27 protein-coding genes are annotated in these 23,747 nt (G+C 47.3%); 23 read left to right on the top strand and 4 right to left on the bottom strand.

Features of this window, described 5'->3' with window-relative positions; all coding sequences use genetic code 11:
- Window positions 1–6: 6 nt before the first annotated feature.
- The 14 genes from D9738_RS18990 (at window position 7) to D9738_RS18920 (ending at window position 11,149) form a co-directional block, all read left to right on the top strand.
- The gene (locus D9738_RS18990; RefSeq protein WP_001272372.1) at window positions 7–1,035 is read left to right on the top strand and encodes a hypothetical protein; all 1,029 of its coding nucleotides are present in this window, start codon (window positions 7–9) and stop codon (window positions 1,033–1,035) included.
- 57 nt (window positions 1,036–1,092) lie between these two features.
- Window positions 1,093–1,563: a hypothetical protein gene (locus D9738_RS18985; protein WP_000780863.1), complete on the top strand. Its 471-nt coding sequence runs from the start codon at window positions 1,093–1,095 to the stop codon at window positions 1,561–1,563.
- On the top strand, window positions 1,563–2,003 hold the full coding sequence (locus D9738_RS18980; RefSeq protein ID WP_000175376.1) for a hypothetical protein: 441 nt from the start codon (window positions 1,563–1,565) through the stop codon (window positions 2,001–2,003). Before D9738_RS18985 ends, D9738_RS18980 begins: the two co-directional genes overlap by 1 nt.
- The gene (locus D9738_RS18975; protein WP_000762307.1) at window positions 2,000–2,440 is read left to right on the top strand and encodes a hypothetical protein; all 441 of its coding nucleotides are present in this window, start codon (window positions 2,000–2,002) and stop codon (window positions 2,438–2,440) included. The genes D9738_RS18980 and D9738_RS18975 overlap by 4 nt, the downstream gene beginning before the upstream one ends.
- The gene (locus tag D9738_RS18970; RefSeq protein WP_130260888.1) at window positions 2,427–3,371 is read left to right on the top strand and encodes a hypothetical protein; all 945 of its coding nucleotides are present in this window, start codon (window positions 2,427–2,429) and stop codon (window positions 3,369–3,371) included. Before D9738_RS18975 ends, D9738_RS18970 begins: the two co-directional genes overlap by 14 nt.
- A complete protein-coding gene (locus D9738_RS18965) occupies window positions 3,371–4,708 on the top strand; it encodes a hypothetical protein (protein WP_130260887.1) in 1,338 nt (445 codons plus the stop codon). The genes D9738_RS18970 and D9738_RS18965 overlap by 1 nt, the downstream gene beginning before the upstream one ends.
- Before the next feature lie 23 nt (window positions 4,709–4,731).
- Window positions 4,732–5,163, top strand: coding sequence for a hypothetical protein (locus tag D9738_RS18960; protein WP_130260929.1), 432 nt, complete (start codon window positions 4,732–4,734; stop codon window positions 5,161–5,163).
- Complete coding sequence (locus D9738_RS18955; protein ID WP_130260886.1) at window positions 5,160–5,777, top strand: hypothetical protein; 618 nt, start codon at window positions 5,160–5,162, stop codon at window positions 5,775–5,777. Before D9738_RS18960 ends, D9738_RS18955 begins: the two co-directional genes overlap by 4 nt.
- Window positions 5,778–5,841: 64 nt before the next feature.
- Window positions 5,842–7,830, top strand: coding sequence for a transglycosylase SLT domain-containing protein (locus D9738_RS18950; RefSeq protein ID WP_130260885.1), 1,989 nt, complete (start codon window positions 5,842–5,844; stop codon window positions 7,828–7,830).
- A gap of 3 nt (window positions 7,831–7,833) precedes the next feature.
- Complete coding sequence (locus D9738_RS18945) at window positions 7,834–8,502, top strand: hypothetical protein (protein ID WP_130260884.1); 669 nt, start codon at window positions 7,834–7,836, stop codon at window positions 8,500–8,502.
- Entirely contained in the window at window positions 8,499–8,765 is a 267-nt protein-coding gene (locus tag D9738_RS18940; RefSeq protein ID WP_000209262.1) for a hypothetical protein, read from the top strand. Before D9738_RS18945 ends, D9738_RS18940 begins: the two co-directional genes overlap by 4 nt.
- On the top strand, window positions 8,765–9,772 hold the full coding sequence (locus tag D9738_RS18935) for a hypothetical protein (RefSeq protein ID WP_130260883.1): 1,008 nt from the start codon (window positions 8,765–8,767) through the stop codon (window positions 9,770–9,772). The genes D9738_RS18940 and D9738_RS18935 overlap by 1 nt, the downstream gene beginning before the upstream one ends.
- The gene (locus tag D9738_RS18930; protein ID WP_130260882.1) at window positions 9,772–10,485 is read left to right on the top strand and encodes a phage baseplate protein; all 714 of its coding nucleotides are present in this window, start codon (window positions 9,772–9,774) and stop codon (window positions 10,483–10,485) included. The genes D9738_RS18935 and D9738_RS18930 overlap by 1 nt, the downstream gene beginning before the upstream one ends.
- A 316-nt stretch (window positions 10,486–10,801) precedes the next feature.
- On the top strand, window positions 10,802–11,149 hold the full coding sequence (locus D9738_RS18920; protein ID WP_001261328.1) for a hypothetical protein: 348 nt from the start codon (window positions 10,802–10,804) through the stop codon (window positions 11,147–11,149).
- Here the strand turns inward: D9738_RS18920 and D9738_RS18915 are convergent.
- Both D9738_RS18915 and D9738_RS18910 read right to left on the bottom strand, forming a co-directional pair.
- On the bottom strand, window positions 11,125–11,613 hold the full coding sequence (locus D9738_RS18915; protein WP_130260881.1) for an antA/AntB antirepressor family protein: 489 nt from the start codon (window positions 11,611–11,613) through the stop codon (window positions 11,125–11,127). The two genes, D9738_RS18920 and D9738_RS18915, sit on opposite strands and share 25 nt — an antisense overlap.
- Window positions 11,614–11,631: 18 nt before the next feature.
- Window positions 11,632–12,180, bottom strand: a complete 549-nt coding sequence (locus tag D9738_RS18910) for a hypothetical protein (RefSeq protein ID WP_130260880.1) — start codon at window positions 12,178–12,180, stop codon at window positions 11,632–11,634.
- A gap of 21 nt (window positions 12,181–12,201) precedes the next feature.
- On the opposite strand from D9738_RS18910, the gene D9738_RS18905 reads away from it, so the two are divergent.
- From D9738_RS18905 to cdtC, 9 genes are all read left to right on the top strand, one after another.
- Window positions 12,202–13,428, top strand: coding sequence for a baseplate J/gp47 family protein (locus tag D9738_RS18905; protein ID WP_130260879.1), 1,227 nt, complete (start codon window positions 12,202–12,204; stop codon window positions 13,426–13,428).
- Window positions 13,412–14,038, top strand: coding sequence for a hypothetical protein (locus D9738_RS18900; protein ID WP_001199729.1), 627 nt, complete (start codon window positions 13,412–13,414; stop codon window positions 14,036–14,038). Before D9738_RS18905 ends, D9738_RS18900 begins: the two co-directional genes overlap by 17 nt.
- Entirely contained in the window at window positions 14,035–15,474 is a 1,440-nt protein-coding gene (locus D9738_RS18895) for a phage tail protein (protein ID WP_130260878.1), read from the top strand. Before D9738_RS18900 ends, D9738_RS18895 begins: the two co-directional genes overlap by 4 nt.
- 2 nt (window positions 15,475–15,476) lie before the next feature.
- Window positions 15,477–16,022 carry a tail assembly chaperone gene (locus D9738_RS18890; RefSeq protein ID WP_000902892.1) on the top strand — a complete coding sequence of 182 codons (546 nt, stop codon included), beginning with the start codon at window positions 15,477–15,479 and terminating at the stop codon, window positions 16,020–16,022.
- 23 nt (window positions 16,023–16,045) lie between these two features.
- Window positions 16,046–18,604, top strand: coding sequence for a prophage tail fiber N-terminal domain-containing protein (locus D9738_RS18885; RefSeq protein WP_130260877.1), 2,559 nt, complete (start codon window positions 16,046–16,048; stop codon window positions 18,602–18,604).
- A gap of 14 nt (window positions 18,605–18,618) precedes the next feature.
- On the top strand, window positions 18,619–19,191 hold the full coding sequence (locus tag D9738_RS18880; protein WP_130260876.1) for a DUF4376 domain-containing protein: 573 nt from the start codon (window positions 18,619–18,621) through the stop codon (window positions 19,189–19,191).
- A gap of 249 nt (window positions 19,192–19,440) precedes the next feature.
- Window positions 19,441–20,154 (top strand): cytolethal distending toxin type IV subunit CdtA, encoded by a 714-nt coding sequence (gene cdtA / locus D9738_RS18875; protein ID WP_130260875.1) that lies wholly within the window; start codon window positions 19,441–19,443, stop codon window positions 20,152–20,154.
- Window positions 20,151–20,972 (top strand): cytolethal distending toxin type I nuclease subunit CdtB, encoded by an 822-nt coding sequence (gene cdtB / locus D9738_RS18870; protein ID WP_130260874.1) that lies wholly within the window; start codon window positions 20,151–20,153, stop codon window positions 20,970–20,972. Before cdtA ends, cdtB begins: the two co-directional genes overlap by 4 nt.
- The gene (gene cdtC, locus D9738_RS18865; protein WP_021564350.1) at window positions 20,969–21,541 is read left to right on the top strand and encodes a cytolethal distending toxin type IV subunit CdtC; all 573 of its coding nucleotides are present in this window, start codon (window positions 20,969–20,971) and stop codon (window positions 21,539–21,541) included. The genes cdtB and cdtC overlap by 4 nt, the downstream gene beginning before the upstream one ends.
- Before the next feature lie 263 nt (window positions 21,542–21,804).
- On the opposite strand, the gene D9738_RS18860 is transcribed toward cdtC, so the two are convergent.
- Both D9738_RS18860 and uspF read right to left on the bottom strand, forming a co-directional pair.
- Window positions 21,805–22,554: a Zygote formation protein zyg1 gene (locus D9738_RS18860; RefSeq protein ID WP_130260873.1), complete on the bottom strand. Its 750-nt coding sequence runs from the start codon at window positions 22,552–22,554 to the stop codon at window positions 21,805–21,807.
- Between the two features lie 653 nt (window positions 22,555–23,207).
- Complete coding sequence (gene uspF, locus D9738_RS18855; protein ID WP_130260872.1) at window positions 23,208–23,642, bottom strand: universal stress protein UspF; 435 nt, start codon at window positions 23,640–23,642, stop codon at window positions 23,208–23,210.
- Window positions 23,643–23,747: the final 105 nt, after the last annotated feature.

Genomic DNA, 23,747 nt, shown 5'->3' with positions numbered 1-23,747 from the left:
TAATTAATGAGCGCATTTACTCCCGCGACTACTATTGTGTCGCCGTCAATGGTGCTGCCGGAAATGATCGTGCAACAGAGCATGGCTTCCGGTGCGTTTGAAGTCCTGGCTGGCGGTGCTCCAGCGGTAAAAATCAGTTCCAGTGATTTGATGGTCTATCAGAAATATTTGCGTATGACCTCGCAGGCGCAGGTCAGCCAGTCTCTGCCGGGCCAGTTGCCGTCTTCCAGTATTTCTGGCGGCTATGACGGGATGATGACTTACCGAATTTCTTCCCGCTCGCAATACAGCTATCTCGATACTGATGCAGCAGATCGCTGGGGCTATTCTCTGATTGAAGGCCTGCGCCTGGCTAACCGCCAGGGACACGCTCAAATGCTGCGTAATATGCTGCTGTATGGTGTGAATGCAGCTAATAACGAGGGGATCACAAACTCACCGAACGCAGTGACGCTGAATCTGGGCAACGACAGCAAAGGCAATGATTCTTACACCACCTGGGATTCCGGCGAGATGGCTAAATTTATGCTTGGCCTGATTGCTGACCAGAAAACCCGCATGTTGCTGCTGGGGCAGCCATTAACGACTGTCATTCTGAGTCCGCAGCGATTCATGAAGGCGTTGGAGTGGACAGGAATTGTTGAGCTGACCAGTTACCAGCGTCCTGGTGGTGGTACCGGAACGGTGGGAACGGTGGTTAAAGACGTCGCCGATAAGGCAACAGGCGATGACATCATTTTCTGCCAGGACGACACGCTGATCGGTAAGGGCGCTGGTGGTAATGACCTGATCATCGTTACGAACCCGACGATTGAGGTGCCGGAAGCGCGTCACGCCATTAACACCAATATTTTCTCCACGCTGGTACCGAACCAGCAGGCCGTCAACGTGATGTTCTGCGACATGGCAGCGCCGACGGAAATCCCGTCCCCTATGCCGGATGGCGGCCTGACCACGTTGTATACCATGCGCGCGACGCCGGGCTGGAACTTCCGCCCGGAGGGGATCACCCTGTTGTCTGCCAAATACGCATAAACGTTCAACCTGATAACGCGGGGAGCTAAATGCTCCCCTTTTTTGTGGGAAAAATTTATGAAGCTCTACATCGCTAACTGCTCACGTCAGCCGCACACGTTCAACTACAAACTCCCCGAAAAAACGCAGTCGTTCGGTGTGACAATTCCGTCCGGACGTCAGCATATGATCGAAAATCAGTCCGATATTATCGACCACATCATCCGACAGCATGAGCCTTACGGATTCCAGCGTTGTGACAAGGTGGACAAGAATTTTTCCGGTATCTGCTATTCCATCGATAAACCTGTGAGCGTCGGTCGTATTGAGGATTGCGCGGAGCAGAAAACGGAAAATCTGGAATCCATGTCAGAGGAAATTCTCGCGGCCAGCGCCGTATCGCTGAATAACGCAGTGGATCAGGCGGTGATTCAGAGCGGCGAAAAACCTCAACCAGGCGGTATTGAGATGGAAATCACCGGGGAAGCGATCAACACCGAACAGGAAAATCCGCCCAGCACAAAGCGAAATATTAAGGTTAAAAAATAATGACCCTGCGTCCGTCACTGGAGGGATTTATTCGCTTTGTTCGTGACGACATGAAAGTACCGGTTCACGCCATTGCTGACGATGATCCGACGCTGGAATGTTGCTTTCAGTCTGCGATGGAGCTAATCCCTCACGATCAGGGGCTGGAGCGTTTACCCATCATCTATGTGCGAACGGTTTATAACGCTGCCGCCTCATTTCTCCTGAATTTCGCCCCCGGATCGTGGTTTGCCGACCTGAGAAAAAAACTCAACCTTGGGAAACTGGCTACCGGGCTTGTCAGCGCGGCAGCAGACCAGGGAACATCGGGTTCGATCACCATCAGCGACGCGCTGAGTAATCTGTCTTTGCTGGATTTGCAGATGTTACAGGATCCGTATGGGCGACAGGTTGTTGCGGTGCTGATGCAGATGGGCACGGTATGGGGGTACACGCCATGAAACTTTGTTTTGGTGTTGTTGACCAGCCGTATGACTACGGCGACGAACCGGGAAAAACCACGTTCGACGTGGCCTGTGACCTCGAGGAGCGCTACGAAATTTTTACGCACTTCTGGGAAATGCATAAGGACGAGATTATCCAGGAGGCAGGTACTGAACTGGCGTACCAGTTGGTCAATCACCTTAAGCATAAGGCTCCGCTACCAGGCGAGCATTTTCTGGAAGGGACTGAGAAGATTTTCCATATTTTTCTTGAAACTGAAGAAATGGCCGGGATGACGATTAACGGAAACCCTGTGCCAACTCAGGCCGCGCTACTGGGCGTTAACTCCAGGCTTAAGGACAAATATACCGGTGAGCGGCGTCCGTCATTCATAGACGGCGGCCTGTTTAAGGGCAGCTTTATAGCGTGGATAGATAACAATGCCGAGTCTTGAGGAATTAGCCGAACAGCACAGTTCGCAGCTCTCATCCGTTCTTAAATCCGCAGTTGAAACCATCTCGTCAGACCAGGAAATCACGTTCAGGCTCTATGTCCGGCAGGTTCTGCCGCTGGATGGCTTTGTCTATTGGGTTAATGCGGAAATCATCAGTTGCGATGAACTGTGTCGCCTGAATATTGAGTCACCAACCCGTCTGAAAATCAAAGGCAGCCTGCATCGTCAGGTTATTGCGATTCAGGACGAGTCTGTCTCGAAGGATGTGAACAACATTATTTTCACGCCTGTCCAGCAGGTTGATGATTTTAATGTAGAAAATCCCGATGCGATCTATCTCGGTGAGTACGGCGGCGTCCAGTTCGCTTTTTCACGAATGGAGAGCCGTTATCAGCAGTCGGGTATTTTTCATTATCGCGGTATGGCGATTTTACCAACCATGCGCTCTCAGATTATCGACTGCGAGGAGGATATCAGCGACGAGCAGATCATCTCCAACAGCATCCCGATCTGGCTGCAAATGAAAGATGCCGCGACCGTGTATCCGTCTTACCTGGTACCGCAGAACCTTCGTCCTCCGTATATCGCGGTGGATGTTCGCAACAGTATTCCTTTGCAGGTGGCTCCCGTTATTTTCGGTGGTGAGCGGTTTCATCTCGTCCAGGATTCGGTTCGCCTGACGCTTTACGGATTCAGCAACAAAATGGCGCTGGATCTTGTCGACTCGGTGGTGAACAGGGCGCTGGAGGAGGAAAAGTTTGGTGTAACCAATATTCCGGTGGTTCAGGACGCAAAGTCGGGACAGGTTGAAATCAACGCTCTGGCGAAGAAAAAGATTGTCGATTTTGACGTGAATTACTACCAGAGCACCACCCGGGAAATATCCCGGCAGTTGATTGAAAAAGTCATTTGTAAATATGAGGTTAAATAATGGGATTTAATATCGTCACGGTGAATGTGTCCCAGACCATCGGGGCTATCCCCTCGAATTTGCAGCAGATGTCTGCGGTTCTCTCGTTTGGTTCCACGACTCATGAGCCGGGGAAGCCTGTATTACTCACCAGCAATCAGGATATTAACGATCTGGTTAAAAATCCGATTGCTGCGTTGTCGGCGGCTGCCGCAGGAAAATCTGCGGCAAACGTCACCGTTACGATGACGCTTCCGGAAGGGAGCAACATCCGACGCGAAAACAGTTCTGAGGTGAAAATTGTTGTTTCCGGGTGTTCGCCCGACGCGTGGAATGGCGAATATACTGCTACTGTCACGGATGAAAAAACACTGACCTGGACGATTGCTGATTCTCAGCTTTCCGGTTCTCCAGTGACGCTGGGGCAGTTTTCTATTGCTGACAGTGAAAATCTGGTGACGGCAGTAAACACGTTTTTTGCCCAGGGAAATTCAGTAGGGATTTACCTGCTGGAACTGGGAGTACAGAAAGGCGGAATCAGTAAGGAAATCGCTGCACTGAAAGCTTATATGGAAGATCCGCTCCTGCGTTTTTACGCGTATCTGGTGCCGCAGTCGTGGGATGGTGACGCAGGGTTTATCAGTCTGGCAAAACTCCACACCGCCAACGAAGCGATGCAGTATTTCTTCGTGCTGACGAAAACGCCGGACGACACGAATTACGTTTCGCCTTATGCCGGTATTAAGTCGGTTATTGCAACGGCGGATGATACGTACCCGGCGACAAACGCGGCAGCAGCCGTAATGTGGAACTATGTTTCCGCATCACCTTCAGAAATCAACAAGGTGCCGCCGATGGCATTTCGCTATCTACAGGCGGTAAACGCCCACAAGGGCAAAAATTCCATTCTGGCCACGATGACGAAGCAGAATATTAACTATGTCGACACGGGGGCTGAGGGTGGAATTTCCAACACGATTCTGGTGAAAGGCGTTACCAGTGACGGTAACGATATGACGTACTGGTATTCCGTGGACTGGGTGCAGATTAATGTCGATATGCAGCTCGCCAACACGGTGATCAACGGCAGCAATAACCCAATTAACCCGCTTTACTACAACCAGGACGGGATCGACCGTCTGCAGCAGGTCGCGCAGGCGGTGTTCAATACGGGCGTATCTTACGGCCTGGTCAACGGCCAGCCTGTCGTCGATGCAGTGCCTTTCCACCAGTATATCAACACCAATCCGAATGATTACGGTATCGGGCGTTATGCAGGCCTGTCGGCCACCTATACGCCGATGCGTGGATTTGTCGAAATCGTTTTTAACATCAATGTGACAATGCAGCTTTCGTGAGGGACTGAACCGTGCCTAATCCAATGATCCCCGTTGGCACCCTTAACCGGGTTCGCGCCAGCGTTAAATTCACCTCTCATTCCGAACTGAATGTGTCCGCCTCATTTCTGGCAAAAGAAGGCGTCGAATTGTCCTTTCAGGGCAATATCACGGAGTTTTTACCTGCTATGGCGGGAGCCGTGCAGTCGCCGCAGCCATACATGATTTTACAGGCGCGTGTTCATCTGCTGCGTAGCCAGGCGCTGGGAAAACAATTCAAGGCGCAATGGGAAAAGAACGCCACGATCGGCGACGCAAAAGTGTATAGCGACAGCACGGTGTTCGGTGACTTCGATATCTATAACACGGCGATCACCAACGTGCAGGATATGACCTTCGCCGGGGGCGAGCCGGGTGTGGCTATCACCATTACCGGTACGTATTACATCAACTCTGAAATGTGGGATTTGGTATGAAAATCTCCCGAAATCTGAATCTGATTATTCCTGTCCGGACAGAAAAGGGTAACGGCTGGATCCATGCCACGCCGATCAGCAAAGAGGTGTTTAAAGAGCACTTCTTCATCCTGAGTAAAACCTTTTCTGCCATTTTTTCAGAAGGCCTGGGCGTCGTTGCGGGGCCGCGTATCGCCTGTCTTATGCTGGAACGGATCTCCTCAGATATGAATATCTGGGATGGCGAAAAGGGCGTTCGCAATACGCTCGTGAATGAAATCATTCGCCTTGCGAATCTGGTTTACCCAGCCGAAGGGAAAGGTTACGACACGATCCCGCTTGATATGGCGCTGGAGCGCGGCATCGTTGAATTTGATGATGTGGCAGGTGAACTCGTTTTTTTTACATGCGTCTCGTCGATAAACACACCGGAGCAGACGGAGCAGATGATGCTGGCAGTCAGTGGAATGTGGAACAGTCGCACTTCATCCTTGAGTCTTACGGAATGGATTGCTTCATTGCCGACATTGAAGCCTGTCGCCAGTTCTGGCGCGACGGCGAACACGTCATCAGCGACATCCTCGACTACTCAGCCGGAACCGGATTCAGAGACATCTGTGCAGATTCCGGTTTGAATGTAAAAACAGCAGCTCAGTTTCGTGAGCTGCTCAAATTCAAAAATCCCGCAGGAGTATTGTGATGGCTGGTAACCAGACGCCAGTTCTGACGCTGGATGTTAATGAAGAACACCTCAGGCGGCTTGAGGCGATATTTGAAAAGTATCGCAACGGACTGATGATTGGTCCTGCCGGGACACCGCTTAAAATACCTTCAAATACAGGTCAGGGAGGTGGCGCCCGGCAGACAACTACAGGCGGAGAAGCCAATCAGGCTCCCAGGAAACCATCTTCACCTGCGCCAGTTCCGACTGCGTCCACTGATGGACGTTTAAGGGATGAAAAAGGGCGCTTTGTTGGCAGCGGGAAAACACCTGATTCGCTGGTGAGCAACTATAAAGGTCGCGGCGAAACGATGTTTGATAAGTACCTCAGCGGGCTGGGGAAAAACGCCAAACAGACGCTGAAAACTTACAAGCAGATCAATTCAACGCTTAAAACGACTAATTCCCGGTTAAAAAGCCTGTTTAAAACCACGGTTTCGTGGGGGGCGAAAATAGCTGCAATAGGGGTAGTGGGGCCGTTTGGCTACGGCTATATGGCAAGCAAAGTCGCGGCGCAGTATAGCGTTGCTCAGGGGTTAGGGATGGAAACCGCCCAAATGCAGGCTGCACGTGCCACCTATTCGCCATATTTTTCTGGCACAGAAGAACTGGTTCAGCATCTGGCGAACGCACAGAAAAACCCGAACGATCCAAACTATGCTGGCTTGGTCAGTCTTGGAATTGATCCGCGAGATGGTGCTGCAAAGAATCTGCCCAAACTTATGAGCGCGCTTGCATCTCTCGTTAAGCAATATAAAGGTTCAGGACTTACTCAGGGGATTCTCAACGGACAAGGGCTTGGATTTGTTGATGTCGCGACAACTAACCAGGTGGAAGCGAATCTGGACAAGATCCTCCAACTGAATGAGAAATTTGCAGCAAATACCAGGTTACTCGGCGCTTACCTCACGCCAGCTATGCAGTCAGGTTATCAGGACACGGTGAGTAACCTGATGGTAAATGGAAACAGAATATCAAATTCCTGGTATGCAGCTCTCGCCAGATATAACCCACTAATCAGAGGTGCATCTGATGGGCTGACATCCAATATTGAAGGTTTTCTGAATGGTGGAAATTTTAAAAAAATTCTCACTGAGGCTGGCGAAGGGTTGGAGAAACTTGGCAAGTGGCTGAATAGTGAACAATTTAAAAATGATCTTGACGATTTTTCTCTGGCGGTGAGCCGGATTGCAAAAGCAATATGGTCAGCTATCAAATGGATCGGTGGGGAAGATAAATATCTCCCCGGAACCGGAGTTGGTGCTGAACAGGCAGATCCAGTTCTTGCGGCATTTGGGAATAAATATCTCGGTGGTGCGTTGCCGGGAGCAAACCCGATGACAAATCAGTATACGGGTGAGTTTTATAAACAGGATGATGTATATAAAAATTACCGTATGCCTAATGATTTAAAGAGAAATATTCAGAACTTTGTAGAGCAAGCCAATAATACTTATCGACTTCCTAAAAATATGATGTCAGCTATCGCGGAGGTTGAATCTTCGTGGAATCCTCTGGCAAGAGGAACTCCAGATGAAAAAGGTAGATTCGCTAAGGGGTTGTGGCAATTCTGGGATAGCACCGCAAAACAGTATGGTCTGGTGGGTGATGATGTTTATGACCCAAATAAATCCATTCTTGCGGCTGGCCGCTTTTTAAATGATCTGAACCGGCGTTATAAAGGCGATGTGGCAAAAATGCTTACGGCATATAACGGAGGTCGTATTGATAGAGATGGAAATCTAAGTTTGAGAATGGAGACTGTAAAATATTTAATTAAATTATTGCCTCAGATACAGGGAGCTTTGGATCAACACCCTGGTATTATGAATCAGCTAAGAAATGCCAGAGATAACCTTCAGGGTGCTGGCAAAAATGCCCGCGCAATAATTGAGCTTCAGGTGCGACAATCGCCGGGTTCCGACATACTGGCACAACTCGCCGGAACGCAACAAATACAGGGATAAAAGATGTCACTTAATTACTTTGGACAAGCTTTCAAACTGGCGTTTGAAGTTTCGCCCATTCTTTTAGTTGATGGCATAGCGTCGAAAATTCCCGGCGGGGTGATGCCGATTGCTGTTCTGACCGAAGGACTAAGTATCTCGAACGGTCTGCTGCATGGAGAGATTCATACACGCTCGATGGCGGCATTCACGCCAATGGCCGGGACAACGCTGATCCAGCAGGATATTTGCAACCTGAATTTCTATAACCAGGTAACGGCAGCGAATGCGACCGTCAGGAAGCCTAACCGGGTAGTCATGCAGATGATCCGTCCGGCATCAACGGAGGACGGTGGCTACACCACTAAGGGGATGACGTTTACGGCGCTGAAAATGGCGCTTGATATGCATAACCAGTATGGCGGTTGTTATACCGTTCTGACTCCCTCGTTTATCTACACGCGCTGCCTGATGCGGTCGTTTATCGATACATCCGGTTTCTCTGAGCAGAACAAGCAGGTTCAGCACACCTGGCAGATTGAGTTTGAGCAACCATTGTCGTCTGTCGAACAAACAGTAAAGACGCTGGCGAGCGTTCTGGATAAATTTGATAAAGGGATGCCGTCAGACGGGCCGCTATCGTGGTCAGGTATTAAGAACCAGGTCGTGCAGGAGTTTGGTATTGGCTTATGACAACGTTGATTCCTTTTAAACCTGACGGGCGAGGCCCGTTTCAGTTCACGGCCAGAATTGGAGAATATGAAACATTCGCCCGCGTTCCGTTTAATCTGTATGCAAATCGTTACTACCTGGAACTGAAAGACAGTTCTGGCGACGTGATTGTGTACATGCCGTTGATCGCGTCACCTGACAGTTACGACATCAATCTGGCGCTGCCTTGCTCACCGGGGAAACTTGTTTTTCGCGAAAGTACGAATCAGTTTGAGGTTTCGTAATGCGTTATTACCGACTGGAAATTATTAATCCTAAAACAGGCAAGCCGCCAGTGGATAGCAATGGAAAACCCATTGGACCTTTTGATACCAGTGAAACACCAGGATGTGGGTTGCATGTTGAATTTGACTTTGAAGTAACCGGCTTGGATGTAGTCTGTTCGGGCACGATGCTGACGATCTATGGATTACCAATTGATATGCTGAAGCAAAGCGTAAGCTTGCAGGGTTGTCTGGTCCGTATGAAAGCAGGCTTTGTTCAGGGGTTACCACTGGCAAATAAGGATCAACAGGGGGAGGTAATCTATGGTGAAATTTATCTGGCCTATGCCAACTGGATCGGCACGAACCAGACTTTAAACCTGGTAATAAATCCAGGCATACGCAAAACCGATGACGGTAAACCTTTTTCAATTGAGGGGCAGGGGGAAGCAGGCGAAAGGGTGGGCGATGTTTTAGTCCGCGCTTTGCAAAAAACATATCCCAACAAATTGATTGATTGCACAGTCAGCGACAACCTGGTTTTGCCAGAGCCGTGGACAGGCAAATACACGGAGATTGGTTCTCTGGCTATGGTCGTAAAAAACGCCTCTATTGCGATGATGCGTGATGAAAGATATAGCGGAATCGCCATCAGCATTCTTTCCGACAGAATACGAATCTACGATAACGCATCGGCAAAGTGGGGTGAGCCAAAAACAATTTATGCCCATGAACTGGTCGGGCAGCCGACATGGATAGCGCCGTTTACCGTCAGCTTCAAATGCCCTATGAGAGGCGATATCAGATGTGGTGATGTGGTTAAACTCCCGGAGGGGCTATATTCTGGCGCAGCGTCGATTGTGATGGCTAATACAACGGCACCCAGCGTTATCGCAAAAAATTCGACCACGTTCACCGGGAAATTTCTTGTGAAATCGGTCAGACACATTGGTTCGTATCTGACAGCCGATGGCGATGCCTGGGTGACGGTATTCGAGGCATATGCTGAGAACTGGGCGAGGGTGTAATGTCAAACGCTCAAAAATTACCGTTTATTCGAACGCTGTCGGAGATGATGACCAGTTCTGGTAACCAGCAAGCCGAGCTTAAAGGCCGTGAATTGCCCTGCCATGTTGTCGATGTCAGCGGGCAGATAGTAACAGTTCAGTTTGATATGCTGCCGGAGGGGATCAACTTTCCGCAGATAACAATCCCTGTCGCCACATTCCCGTATATTCGTTACCCGATACAGCCGGGCGATCGAGGAGTAACAATTGCCGCTGATGTATCACTGCGTGGTGTGTCCGGGTTAGGAACAGGTATGGCGACACTCTCTTACTCGATGTCGCTCACTCCACTGTTTTTCGTGCCACTGGCAAACAAGGACTGGTCCGACGAAGATCCGCAAAAAATCGTTTTGTACGGTCCGGATGGCGCGATCCTCAAAACAGAGGACGGCAGTAGCTCGGTAACGGTGGCACCGGAAGAAATCAGGCTAAAGTCGAAAGCTGTTTACCTCGAGGCCGAAGATATCTTCATGAACGGGAAAATTCATCTCAACGGTCCAATCGTACAGGACAAAGAACAAATGAAGGATACAACCGCTTCGCTGATTGGCCCGCTTACTGTGCAAAATGACGCGGTGATAAAAGGTGTCAGTGCCAGCGGCCACAGCCACGATGTGGCTGGCGTTCAAAGCGGCGGCAACACGATCACGTCGAAGCAACCAAATCCGGGTTAATTCCGGTTCATTTCACTTTAAATTCTATCTCATAAAGCGAAAGCCCCGGCTGCTGGAACAGTTCGGGGCTTTTTGTATCAACAGAACAGTATTTGTAATGGCATGGAGATTACTCATGCAACCAAATTCTAGCGCACCTAAAGATAAATTTGGAGACGATTTGATGATTAAGGCTGAGACAACCCCACAAGGGGCTGATAAGGCTGCGAGAATAATCGCAGTATGTCGGGGTATTCGGCATATTCTGACTCCAGTAGCGTGGATCATTTGCACCGCTCTGGTTACCGGCACCCTAATTTACTTGAAAGGTTGACGTATGAGAACATGGGGCCGCGTCACCGACGCGAACGGCAACAAAAAATGGGTTGCAGTAGAATCTGACGCCAACGGTGATTTCTCCTATGGCTGGCTGACGACGCTCATTCAGACGTTAAAGCTGGGGTTGGGGGAGTCGCCGTTTTACGCGAATTACGGTATTCCTGCGCAGCAGTGCATCGTGCAGCAGATTTACCCGGACTACTATGTGAACATGGTTCAGCAACAGTTTGCCGGGTATTTTGCATCGCTGGCAATTTCAAAGGTAGATGGGGCAGAGAACCCCACCTATAACATCGATGTTGTGTTTTTTAACGGAACCAGTTACCGGACGCAGGTTCCGGTTTGAGGCAAGCTTTCGGGCATCAGTTGGGCCAGTGGCGTGTTAAGAAGTTCATCGCGTGGCATGACAATCCATCCACTTTTGCGTAGTAAGTGAATTACCCATTCTGTGGTTATAACTGAGCCTGATTTGTGGTGCTCAATGTGGGTAACGGAGCCGTTTCTGACGCGCATGATGATGTCAACATTCAGAGGGGATTGTGTGCTGGTGGTTTCTTCGCGCAGCTTCTTCTCGCACTCGATGAAGTATCGGCGGATCTGGCAGCCTTTTTCGTTGCGCTCGACCATTGCCAGTTCTTTGGCGGTGTCCAGGATGAGGTGGTAGTCTTTAGCTGGTATGCCTCTATCGATTTTTTCCCGATTTTGGGAAATAATCAAAAAGTCCTGATTTTCTACGAATTCATACTCGCTGATTCGCTCGGTGATCCAAGTAGCAAAGCGTTTACCTACTTCGAGAAAGGCGTGCATCATAAATATCACTGCCTGATTTTACATGTTTTCTTTACAGGAATTGATTGCAGCCTTATATGCTTCCGGAAGGCCATCTAATGGGAAGAATATTTTTTGTGGTTTTTCTTTGTTTTCAGTTGGCGGAGTGTACCAAAAAGAAAAACTACCTTTCCCTTTAGATTTTAACAAATCACTAATCTTTAATGAGCTAATAGGGCTGAACAAGTAACTTTCATTGATAGATGGGGTTGTTATAGAGTCCTGCTTTTGTTGTCCACTGATTTTATAGCTTACAGGAAGGTACGGTGGTAAATCCATTTGTTTATATCCAATAAAATAATTGACAGTTACATCACCGGGCTCACATTGAGTTAACGGTGATATATCAATAAATAAAGTTGATTTATCCTGCGGCAATTTGGATTCAACACCAATACGATAAGCCATAGTGGTAGGCATGGTAAACTCAGCATAATACCATTTACCAAATTGTTGAATGTCATTCATTCTCTCTGTGGCATCAATTGCATGAGAAACACCAGAAAATAGCAGTGAGCTAATCAAAATCCCTAATGAGTTAAATTTCATAAAATCCTCTTGAGATTAATTATGTCAGAAATGCCAATTACTATGACCAGTGCGGGTGCGCAGCCTACGCCACCCAATGATTTACTCGCAAATCTTATCACCAGAGTTGCTGAAAAAGTACCTGGATATACAGCCAACCTTCCGGCGGGACTTATTACAGACCTTGCCAGCACGGCTGTCGGGGCGCTGGCATTAATAGACCAGGCGCGGGTTGATCTTATTAACTCCGTAAGCCCATACGGCGCGAATATTCCGTTACTGATGCAACTCGGAAACATTTATGGAGCACAGAAGGGATTAAGTACAAATACGGCGGTATACGTGGTGTTTGAGGCGTTGCCGGGGTTTGGTATCCCTAAAGGATTTGTTGTCGGTGACGGCAACTACCAGTATGCAGTTTCCCGCGATACGGTGGTACCGGAAAGCGGGCAGACTGAGCCAGTCTACTGTGTGGCCACAACGTCAGGCTCATGGGCTGTACCGGAAGGAACTGTAACGCAGGTCATTACATCGGTACCCAAAGATCAGCCTGTAAAATGCACGAACCTTACCGCAGGTATGCCCGGTCAGGAGGCGCAGACGTGGGCATCATACCGCGCCGAAGTCATGGAGTCCGGCATGTTTGGTGTGCAGGGAACACCGGATTGCTTTAAAGCGATGCTCAAATCAGTAAGCGGTGTGCGCGAAAACCTGATTTCTTTCCGGCAGTCGTCGCTGGGGAAATGGGTTGCGGTTGTTGGTGGCGGTGATCCGTATGATGTGGCTTATGCGATTTACAAATCTGTACCGGATATTTCGAAACTGACCAACGATGTTAGCAATCCGTCCGGTGCGGCAGTGGAAAAACGCACGGTTTCAATAACCGTTTCGCCGGACGTTTATCAGGTGCCTTTCGTTATCCCGTCATCACAAAATGTCATGGTGCTAATCACCTGGAACGCGGTGTCTGATGATTATGTTGATCCGGCGGGTATTGCTATGGCTGTGCAGCAAAACGTTGCTGATTACATCAATTCAATTGAAGTCGGACACCCGATAAATCTTCTGCGTATCCAGGATATTTTTACCAGTTCTGTCAGGCTGCTGGTTGATGCGACGTTGATCTCAACAATTAGTGTGAGTATTGGTATTAACGGCCATATTGTCTCGCCTGCGAAAGATACGAGTCTGGTTTATGGCGATACCTATTCTTATTTTTCGACGGTGGCATCACAGGTTCAGGTCAACAAGTATGCAATATCTGACTGAGAAAATTCTTCCTGCTTATCCATTTGTACAGTACAGAGATGATCCGAATATTGTTGCGTTCTTTGATGCATACAATGAAATCGCTCAGGAATATCTCGATTCACTCAATAAACTGGCGTTGCCATGCTGGACATCGGAGTCAATAACCGGACAGTTGCTGGACTGGATTGCGCTTGGTATTTATGGCGTTGAAAGGCCTTTACTACAGGTTTCCGAGGAGGCTATTGCACGCGGCGCATACGATACCATTGAATACAATACGATCCCGTATGCAGCAATGCGGAATTACGTTCCGGGGCAGGCATCGTATGTTCCTGATGATTATTTTAAACGAATATTAACGTGGAATTTTTATAAGGCTGACGGTTCGCATTTCTGCATTGACTGGTTAAAGCGCCGTGTGGCGCGGTTTATTCATGGAAAAAACGGAATAGACCCGCCGTTACAGCATACTTTTGATGTGAGTGTGACTGTATCGGACAGTGTTTTTTCTATTCAGATACCAGAGTATGGCGATGGTATAGGCTATTTTCTGAAAGATGCCATTGACCAGAAATATGTAAAACTCCCTTTTATTTATTCCTATGCAACAACGGTGATTCAAAAATGATTCTTGGATTCGGCAATAACGTTGTTTCAGCACTGGCTGGTGATATTACGACAATTCAAACTGATATTCCGGTGATGCCTGGTACGGGGGCTAAATTTGCAAAATTGCTTTCTGCCGATTTTGAAAATAAATCAAACGGGCAACGCATCTATGCAAAAATTACGCTTACCGATAATAAAGAGTCAGCGTTTGAGATTTGTCACCTGGTATCGGTAAGCGGTGATGTGCTGAAAGTCATTCGTGGGCAGGAAGGAACAACCGCGAAAGGTTGGTCCCTTAATGACGTTGTGGCTAACTTTGCCACGCGTGGATCGGAAAACTATTTCGTACAGATAGCGCAGCTTCAGAGCGGTCATTATATTGCGGGTGTTGCTGGTGGTACTGCAAACGCACTGACGCTGGAACTTCCCACGACGTTTTTTGTTAATGGAGGCTCGGACTGGACGCTACGAACCCCGATTATCGTTTTCCCCGTTCAGAACAATACCAACGCTGCGACGCTTCAACTAACACTGGGCGGAAGGGTTCTTGGTACGTTCCCACTTTATAAGGGGAACCAGTCCGAGCTGGTAGCGAACGATATCATTAAAGGCATTCCCTTAATTTGTCTTCTTGATAGCGAGAAAAGTTATTTCAGTGTGATAAACCCCGGCAATATCTATTCAGATTTTGATCTGCGATATGTAAAAAAATCTGGTGATACATTATCGGGTGGGCTGACGTTTGAAAATGACTCAATCCTTGCGTGGATTCGAAATACAGATTGGGCAAAGATTGGGTTTAAAAATGATTCGGATTCAGACACCGATTCATATCTGTGGTTTGAAGCGGGGGATAATGGAAACGAATATTTCAAGTGGCGGAGTAAGTCTGGAACCACAACCAAAGACCTGATGAATCTCAAATGGGATGCGCTGTATGTTCTGGTGAATGCCATCATCAATGGTGAAGTTGTATCAAAATCAGCAAACGGCTTTCGTATTGCTTATGGTAATTACGGTTTTTTTGTCAGAAACGACGGGTCGAACACATATTTTATGTTGACCAATGCTGGCGACAGCACGGGGAGCTATAACGGACTAAGGCCATTCTGTATAAATAATGCCACTGGCGCAGTCACGATGGGCAACGGGCTGACTGTCAGCGGGGGGGTAAACGTTTCCAGCGGAAATATCACCGCCGGAGGAGGTCAGGTTATACCGGGTAATTACAGCAATTTTGATGCCCGTTATAAGACCAAATCAGAAGGTGTGCAGGACGTGCGCCTTGGCGGTTATCAACAGATGGGCAGTACAGGCTCAAACCTGGCTCCCTCTGGTTATGTCAGTGTGGGTGGCTACTGCTACGGAGACTGGGATAACTCTGCCGACGGGTGGTTTATCCGACCGCTTCAGAAACTGATTAACGGAACCTGGTATAACGTCGCGAGTATGTAATTATGTTGCATTTAAAAAACATTACGTCGGGCAATCCGAAAACAGCCGAACAATACGAACTGACCAAAAGGTATGGCGTCGAGTGGTTGTATACAGAATCCGGTGAAAACTGGTATGAAATCCAGAAAAATTTTTCACCTGACACATTAAAAGTTGAATATCTGGATACAGGGAAAGTTACCTGGGTTGGAAAAGATGCTGCGTCAATTAATCCCAGAAACCGGAGCGTGATTGAAATTACCGATAACACAGCGAACCGACAAATTGATGCCTCAGGTTACTGGTTTTACCGGGATGACAAATTCATATTTGACTACAGTAAAAAGGCAGAAGATGAACGAGTGAAGAGGCTTAAGGATGTAAGTCGGTTAACTGCTGAATGGGAAAAAGACCTGCTGCTGGGGTTAATCAGCGACGAAGATAAAGAAAAGCTGAAAGCCTGGCGGATATACGCGAAATCGCTGCGGGCGCTGGATTTCAGCACTATCACCGATAAAACCTCATACAGAGCCATTGAATGGCCTGTCTCTCCGGAAGCCTCTTCCTGATTTAATTAATCGCGAGAAAAACTATGTCTGTAGTGATATCAGGTGCGCTGATTGATGGCGCAGGCATCCCCATGTCCGGATGCCACATTATTCTGAAATCCTGTGTAAATACGTCGGAAGTGGTGATGCGCACAGTTGCTGACGTGGTAACGGGCGCTGGCGGTGAATATTCATTTGAAGCGCAGACCGGAAAATACTGCGTATATCTGAAACAGGACTGGTGCGACGAGCACTGTGTTGGCGATATTGCTGTATACGATGACTCAAAGCCCGGCACACTGAACGACTTTCTGACCGCCCTCGATGAAGACGATTTAAAACCGGATGTTGTGAAACGCTTTGAGGAAATGGTGGCGCAGGCGCAGCAGAGCGCGGAAGCGGCAGCGGAAAGCGAGCGGCTGGCAGAACAGCACGTTACTGATGCGCAGAAGATTAAGCATGACTGTCAGGCGCTGGCGGATAACGTACAGCAGAATGCAGAGGCCGTTGCCGAAGACAAAAAGCAGGTGGCGTTACTGGCATCATCTGCTTCTCAGGATGCGGCCCGCGCAGAGCAGGCCGTTAAGGACGCAGACAAAATCGTCGATAAGGCTGTTGATAAACTCGGTGAAGCCGCAACGCTGACCGGCGAGGCAAAAGCCAGCGCAGAGGCGGCAGCCAAAAGCGAGCAGAACGCGAAAAGTCACGCCGATAATGCAGCCGGAAGCGCACAACAGACCGCGCAGGATGTGACAGCAACCAAAACGGCCCGTGATGACGCAGAGCTTTTTGCGGGGAATGCCAGACAGGATGCAGTTGCCACTGCAGAGGACAGAAAGGCCACTGCGGAAGATGTGAAAAGCACAGGAGCAAATGCAGCCGCAGCCGGACAGAGCGCACAGGATGCCGCGGGCTATGCACGTGCAGCAGAACAGGCAAAAAATGACATTGATGTCACGCTGTCGGGTACCCTGAAAACGGTCAACCATTTGTCAGAAATTGCTGCAGCAGGCGAGGATGCGCAGCAGGAGTCCCGCGATAATCTTGGACTGACAGTTGCTGCCACAATGCCCCCCCAGAACGACACCTACGACCGCGCCGAAGGCTGTCTGGCGATTCCTGGCGCGTTCGGGTTCGGGAAAATATTCTCCAGCAGTGACAGAACAGAATTTAAATCAGGGACTGATTTTCTCCGCTGGGTAAAAACGGCAAAACCCGGTCGTTATACCGTATTTGCGGACACAAATGTGGTGGTACCAGGCATTCAGACAAACGGCGTTATTGAAATTATCTGGCCACAACCTAAAAGCTCAACCGATGACAGGGCCTATAAGACAGTAATTTATTACGGTGTTAATGGTCAGATTTATTGCAATCGCTACGTTGGCGGTCAGGGGTATCTGACTGGCTGGGAAAACCTGAAGGTTGATGTGGCTTCACTCATTGCACAGATTGAAGCACGCGCGCCCCTGAAAAGCCCTGCGCTGACCGGAACGCCGTCCACGCCAACACCACCAGATGATGCAGCAGGTAATGAAATAGCCAATGCGGAATTTGTCCGCAAACTGCTCGCCGCACTGGTTGACTCGTCACCAGAAGCCCTGGACACGCTGAACGAGCTGGCAGCGGCGCTGGGTAATGACCCGAACTTTGCGACAACGGTCACTAATGCACTGGCAGGTAAGCAGCCGCTTAATGACATGTTAACGGCTGTCAGCCAGATAACACCGGAAGAAAACACACTGCCTTATTTCAGTGAAGAGGGCCGGATTTTACTGGCGCAGCTGTCAGAAAAAGCCCGCGCATTACTGGCACTGGACACACCTGAAGCCATGCGCACGGAGCTTGAGCTGAAAGCGGCTGCGACGATGGAACCCCAGAGCGATATCCGCGACCGTACACCGGGCAGGCTGGCGCTGTCCGGTATACATGGATTTGGTCAGGCATTTGCCAGTGCCGACGCTCTGGCGTTTGAGGGACTGTCTGATTTCGTTGAATGGCTGAAGAAAGTCACGCCGGGGCGGTATGCGGTCAGTATTACAGATTCATCACAACTGCTTACCGGTACCACGCAATTTAACGGCATTATTGACGTGATGTGGTCCCCGTACGCCAACAGTGAATCTGACACAGTCCGCAAATTTAAAACCCTGATGTGTTACAACCAGTATTATCAGGGTGAACACTGTATTCACTATATGCAGTACCGGTACAACGACAGCGATAACAGCTGGAACATGTCATCGCGGGTAGTTGTCTACGACGGAGATTCACTGGCGTACCTGTTGTCCAGGATGGCGGGCTCAGGCTCATATTACAAATACCCGGCAGTTGGCTCTCTTCTTCTCGCGGTCTATCAGGGAACAGCAGCAGGCGATAAGGCAATCAAAATTGGTCAGGGGGACATTGTGCCGGGGTCACGACTCGGCCCGGTAAATATCACCTGCTCAATTAATGATGCAGGTTCATATGTTTCCACCCCACGCGTTTCTGCCGGAGGTGCCGGGGCATTCAGCTTTCCCGGTCGCTATCAGGCGCTTTCTGGATTCAGTAATTCGTATGGCGATGAAGGTCGCATTTGTCTGTTTGTGCGCATCGAGTAACGAGGAAATAAGACATGAAAATCAGAGCGGTAAAAGGCATCAGAAACGCGCATTATCTTGAAAATGGCGCGGTTGACTGCGAGGTGTTATTTGAGGGTGAAACGGAATTCGTCACGTATACCGCCATGCAGGACGATAGCGCCCCGACAGGCCAGCGCATCTGGGAAGAGTTACAGAGCGGCAAATGGGGTGAAATCGCCACGTTCACTATTACACCCGAACTTATCGCCGCGGCGAAGGATGCCAAAAAGCGGGAAATCGAGGCGTGGCGAACAGAACAGGAAGCGCAGCCGTTCACGTTCGAATGGAACGGTCGTACCTGGAACGCTGGCCCCGATTCACTTGCTCGCCTTTATCCGGTAGTAATGGCAGCGAAATCCGATACGGCACGAACCGCCCTTGCGTGGGGTGATGCCGATAATCAACAGGTGAAACTGTCAATGCCTGAACTGGAAGAACTGGCGGCAGCAATGGCGCAAGCACAGGTCGATCGCAATGACGAGATTTATCAACGCCAGCGAGAGATGAAGGATGAGTTGCGCAGTCTGGAGGATTTGGCCTCAATACGAGCGTTTAATGTTATGTGATGAACTGCTCACTGTGATGTCTATATTTAACACCTGAAGGATTAACTCTAGATTACTTAAAAAGATATTTGGGAATTATCTATTGAAACAGATTTAACGCATTTGTAATTTTCAAGATATTAACCATGGTTATAATAACGCGGTTTCTAATGTTTCCTGTTATTGTTAATTGCCATCATAAGTAAATTTTTTGTTGATTTGTTTTTTGGGTTTGTTTATAAAAAGTGATAATGCAGAGGAGATAATAATGTGAATAAAAAAATGATTCTATTTTTATGTTCTTTTATTATAGCTGGTTGTTCGAATGGAATTGGGGATTCACCTTCGCCACCGGGAAAGAATGTAGAATTAGTCGGAATTCCAGGGCAAGGTGTTGCAGTTGCCTCAAACGACACATCTCCAATACTTGGGAGCAAGAGTACTGACTTTCCTGAAGTTTCAATAATGAGCACAGGGGGAGCGATGCTTACAGTTTGGGCCAGACCTGTACGTAACTGGCTTTGGGGATATACTCCGTTTGATTCAGTAAGTTTTGGAGAGAACAGGAACTGGAAGGTTGTGGATGGTAAAGATGCCGGTACAGTGAAATTTATTAATGTTGCCCAAGGAACTTGCATGGAAGCCTTTAAAAACGGGGTGATACATAATACCTGTGATGATAATTCATTATCTCAGGAGTTTCAGTTACTACCTTCTACTAATGGTAATGTGCTTATAAGAAGTAGTGCCTTGCAGACGTGTATAAGAGCAGACTATTTAAGCAGAACTATACTGTCACCGTTTGCTTTTACAATCACCCTTGAGAAATGCCCTGGTGCAAAAGAAGAAACGCAAGAAATGCTATGGGCAATAAGTCCACCTGTTAGGGCGGCAAAACCAAATCTGATTAAGCCAGAATTAAGACCATTCAGGCCATTGCCAATTCCACCTCATGATAAACCTGATGGAATGGAGGGAGTATGAGAAAATTATTATTCCTGTTAATGATTTTGCCGGGTATTTCTTTTGCAGATTTAAGCGATTTTAAAGTTGCAACCTGGAATTTACAGGGCTCAAATGCACCAACGGAAAATAAATGGAACACACATGTTCGACAACTTGTCACGGGAAGTGGTGCTGTTGATATCCTGATGGTTCAGGAGGCTGGCTCAGTACCATCTTCTGCAATGTTGACTGAGCGTGAATTTAATACTCCAGGTATTCCGATGAATGAGTATATCTGGAATACAGGAACAAATAGTCGCCCACAAGAGCTATTTATATATTTCTCGCGTGTTGATGCATTCGCTAACAGAGTAAATCTTGCGATTGTCTCAAACAGGAGAGCTGATGAGGTGATTGTATTACCTCCACCAACGGTTGTATCACGACCTATTATCGGAATAAGAATTGGTAATGATGTCTTTTTCTCGACTCATGCTTTGGCAAACCGGGGTGTGGATTCTGGAGCAATAGTTAACAGTGTTTTTGAATTTTTCAACAGACAAACGGATCCTATAAGACAGGCCGCTAACTGGATGATCGCAGGAGATTTCAACCGTTCACCTGCTATGTTATTTTCAACACTTGAGCCGGGAATCCGTAATCACGTGAATATTATTGCACCACCAGATCCAACGCAGGCCAGTGGTGGAGTGCTTGATTATGCTGTAGTTGGAAACTCAGTGAGTTTTGTGCTTCCCCTGTTGAGGGCTTCGCTGTTATTTGGGTTGTTAAGAGGGCAAATTGCCTCTGATCACTTTCCGGTTGGCTTCATTCCCGGAAGAGGAGCTAGAAGATGAGAATAATTATTACGATTTTGGTTTTATTATTGACCGGGTGTTCTTCTGATGTGGTAAATCAACGAGGGCTTCTCACTCAGTTTGCTGGCAACAATGCTTCTGGAGATCCTGAACCCAGACCTGTGTTGGTTAATATTAGAAACGTTCTTACTGGTGGGATACTCAGAAACCCTGTAGGTCGTGACTTCAATGTAAATAATTGGGTTATATCAGAAGTAAAGACTAATGATTTGGATTTGATATCGGCACCGGGGGGGCATGTTCAGATAAAAAACCCTGATGGTAATGAATGCCTTGCAATTCTAAATGGGCAATTAGCAGTGGCTAAACAGTGCACTGAAAGCAATCGCAATGCATTATTTACTTTTATAACCAGTGAAACTGGGGCTGTGCAAATCAAGTCGATTGGAAATGGTCAATGTTTGGGGAATGGAGAAAGTGTTACAGATTTCAGGTTAACAAAATGTGTTAATGATCTGGGCCGTCCTTTTGATACGGTGTCGCCGGGATTACTCTGGATGCTGAATCCACCATTATCTCCGGCAATAATGTCTCCATTGACGATCTAATCTGTAATTCTCAATAAAACCGCAGCACGTTATATGCGGGAACGTGCCGCGGTTTATTATTATATAGTCAGGTAGTAATGACAAGGTTTAGTAACGTTTGCATGAGAGGAAGAATAATTGAATAATCTAGAGGATTTACGCTCAATCAGAGAGATGACGATTAGCAGTCAATGGGTACAGTGAGAATAATGGGATTACAACAGGCTGATAATTTTGAATTTAAAAAGGAATTGTTGGGACGACGGATGCCGTCCCGGTAGAAATTAAGATGTTATTAGCGATGCCAGTTTGTTAACTAAGTTGGTATACTCTTCTGGTTTTTCATCGAACATTTTTGCATATTTTGCAATTCTCTCAGCATCCACAAATAAAAATGTATTTGCTTCTTGTACTTGCTCAAATGATGATATGGCTGATTTGTGACATGGAGAGGAAGTAATGTTCTTATGTGTATCTTTGCTGGCAAAGAATAAACGAACGGTTACATTTGGTGCACCGAAAAGCTCCTCGCAATAAAATAAAACATGCCCAATTTTATCGGTCTCTTTTCTGTCTTCTGCACTAAACGTACCGTTTATGGAAGCAAGCACACCTTTAGCTATTTCAAGCGAATTTCCTGTTGTGATGCCAGGTATCAGTTGTTGAATAATTTGTGTATCAATACTCAAAGAACCACTTTTAATCTCTAGGGTCTTTGTGAATTTCTGTATTTCTGCAAAAAAACCAGAGCCGCGTATTATTTTTGTCCAGCTATCGTAATCAAATAAATCTTTCCCTTTTTGTCCTATTGCAGTTGTCATTGCAGAAAAAAGAACAGTTACACTATCAAACAGATTTCTGGCATCATCATTTAAGTTTGTTTCAGTAGATGAATAGAATATATTTCCCGTTTCATTAAGTCTGTAACTGACGGGGGCTTCTGAGTCACGTAGCAGCTTTAGGTCCGTGGCATAAGGGGTTACGGGGATATATTGAGATGACGGACATTTCTCATTAAGGATTATGGTGTTCATAACAACCTCCTTATTATCAGCTATTACAGATGACCTTTCAGTCAATATAAAAATACATCAAACGCAATATGAAAATGTGAAATAGATCTCAAAATTTTGGTAATGACAATTAGTTTTATTTGTAACAAAAATAAGAAAAAAGATAACAATATATGCAACCAGTGAGCTGTTGATAGTGCGAGTGTTGAATGGCTTCTGACTAGAAGTGATTCAGTTGAGAAGTATTTATATGTGCATTTTGCAGGCATTGGTTGAGAAGTTTTAGATTCTTTCGGTGGCAAAAATGGGGCAAAAAGCCGCAAAAGGGGCAAAAATGGGGCAAAAAAAGAGTGGATTATCGTGGCTTATTGTAGTTGCCGATAATGTTTAACATATTGAAAAATAAATAAAATACTTATGGGGCAGATAGTTGTGATTTTTGCCCTTACTTGTTCAGGTTGTATTGTTCTTTCTTACTAATTTCTTGATTTTGCGACATTTAATAGCGACTCAATTCGTTATATGGCATCAGAAAAGTATGCGTCATGCCGGAACGCCCAGCATAAGAAATCTGATATAAAAACTGTGGCGTGTATGGTACGGATTAGAGGGGAAAATGTCAGCACATTTGCGAAATGAATCAAAAAGCCCGCAGCGGTCTGCGGGCGTTAGTGTTAGCGCACGACCAGCACTGAGCACTCGGCGTGACGTACTACGGCAGCGGCGTTAGAGCCGAGCAGGTAGGTGGTGATATCCGGTCGATGAGAAGCAATGATTATCATGTGAGCAGGGATTTTTTTCGCCATTTCCAGAATACGGTCTTTTGGCGAACCTTCTTCAACATGGACATGCACTCTGTCAGTCGGCAGTTTGAATTTTTTAATGACTTTTTCCAGTTGCGATTTGGCTTCCGCTTTCAGGTCATCCATTGCCGGTAACTCTGCGGAATACGCTAATCCCAGAGAGGCATAGTAGGGTAGCGAAGGTATTACCGTCAGGAAATGAACCTCTGCATCATCAATCTTTGCCTCTGCCTCAACGTGGCTAATCACACGTTGAGTTAATTCTGAATCTGAAATATCGATAGGGACAAGAATCGTTCTGTTCATAAAACCTCCTGTTTTAGTATCCGCATAAAGTGTAACGCCAGATGACTCATTTTGTGTAATGACGGAGTTCACATTTTTAATTTAGATCAAGGGAGGAGAAATATG

The sequence above is a fragment of the Escherichia sp. E10V5 genome (assembly GCF_004212315.1).
Taxonomy (GTDB): domain Bacteria; phylum Pseudomonadota; class Gammaproteobacteria; order Enterobacterales; family Enterobacteriaceae; genus Escherichia.
This window is presented reverse-complemented; position numbering and strand designations above follow the sequence as displayed.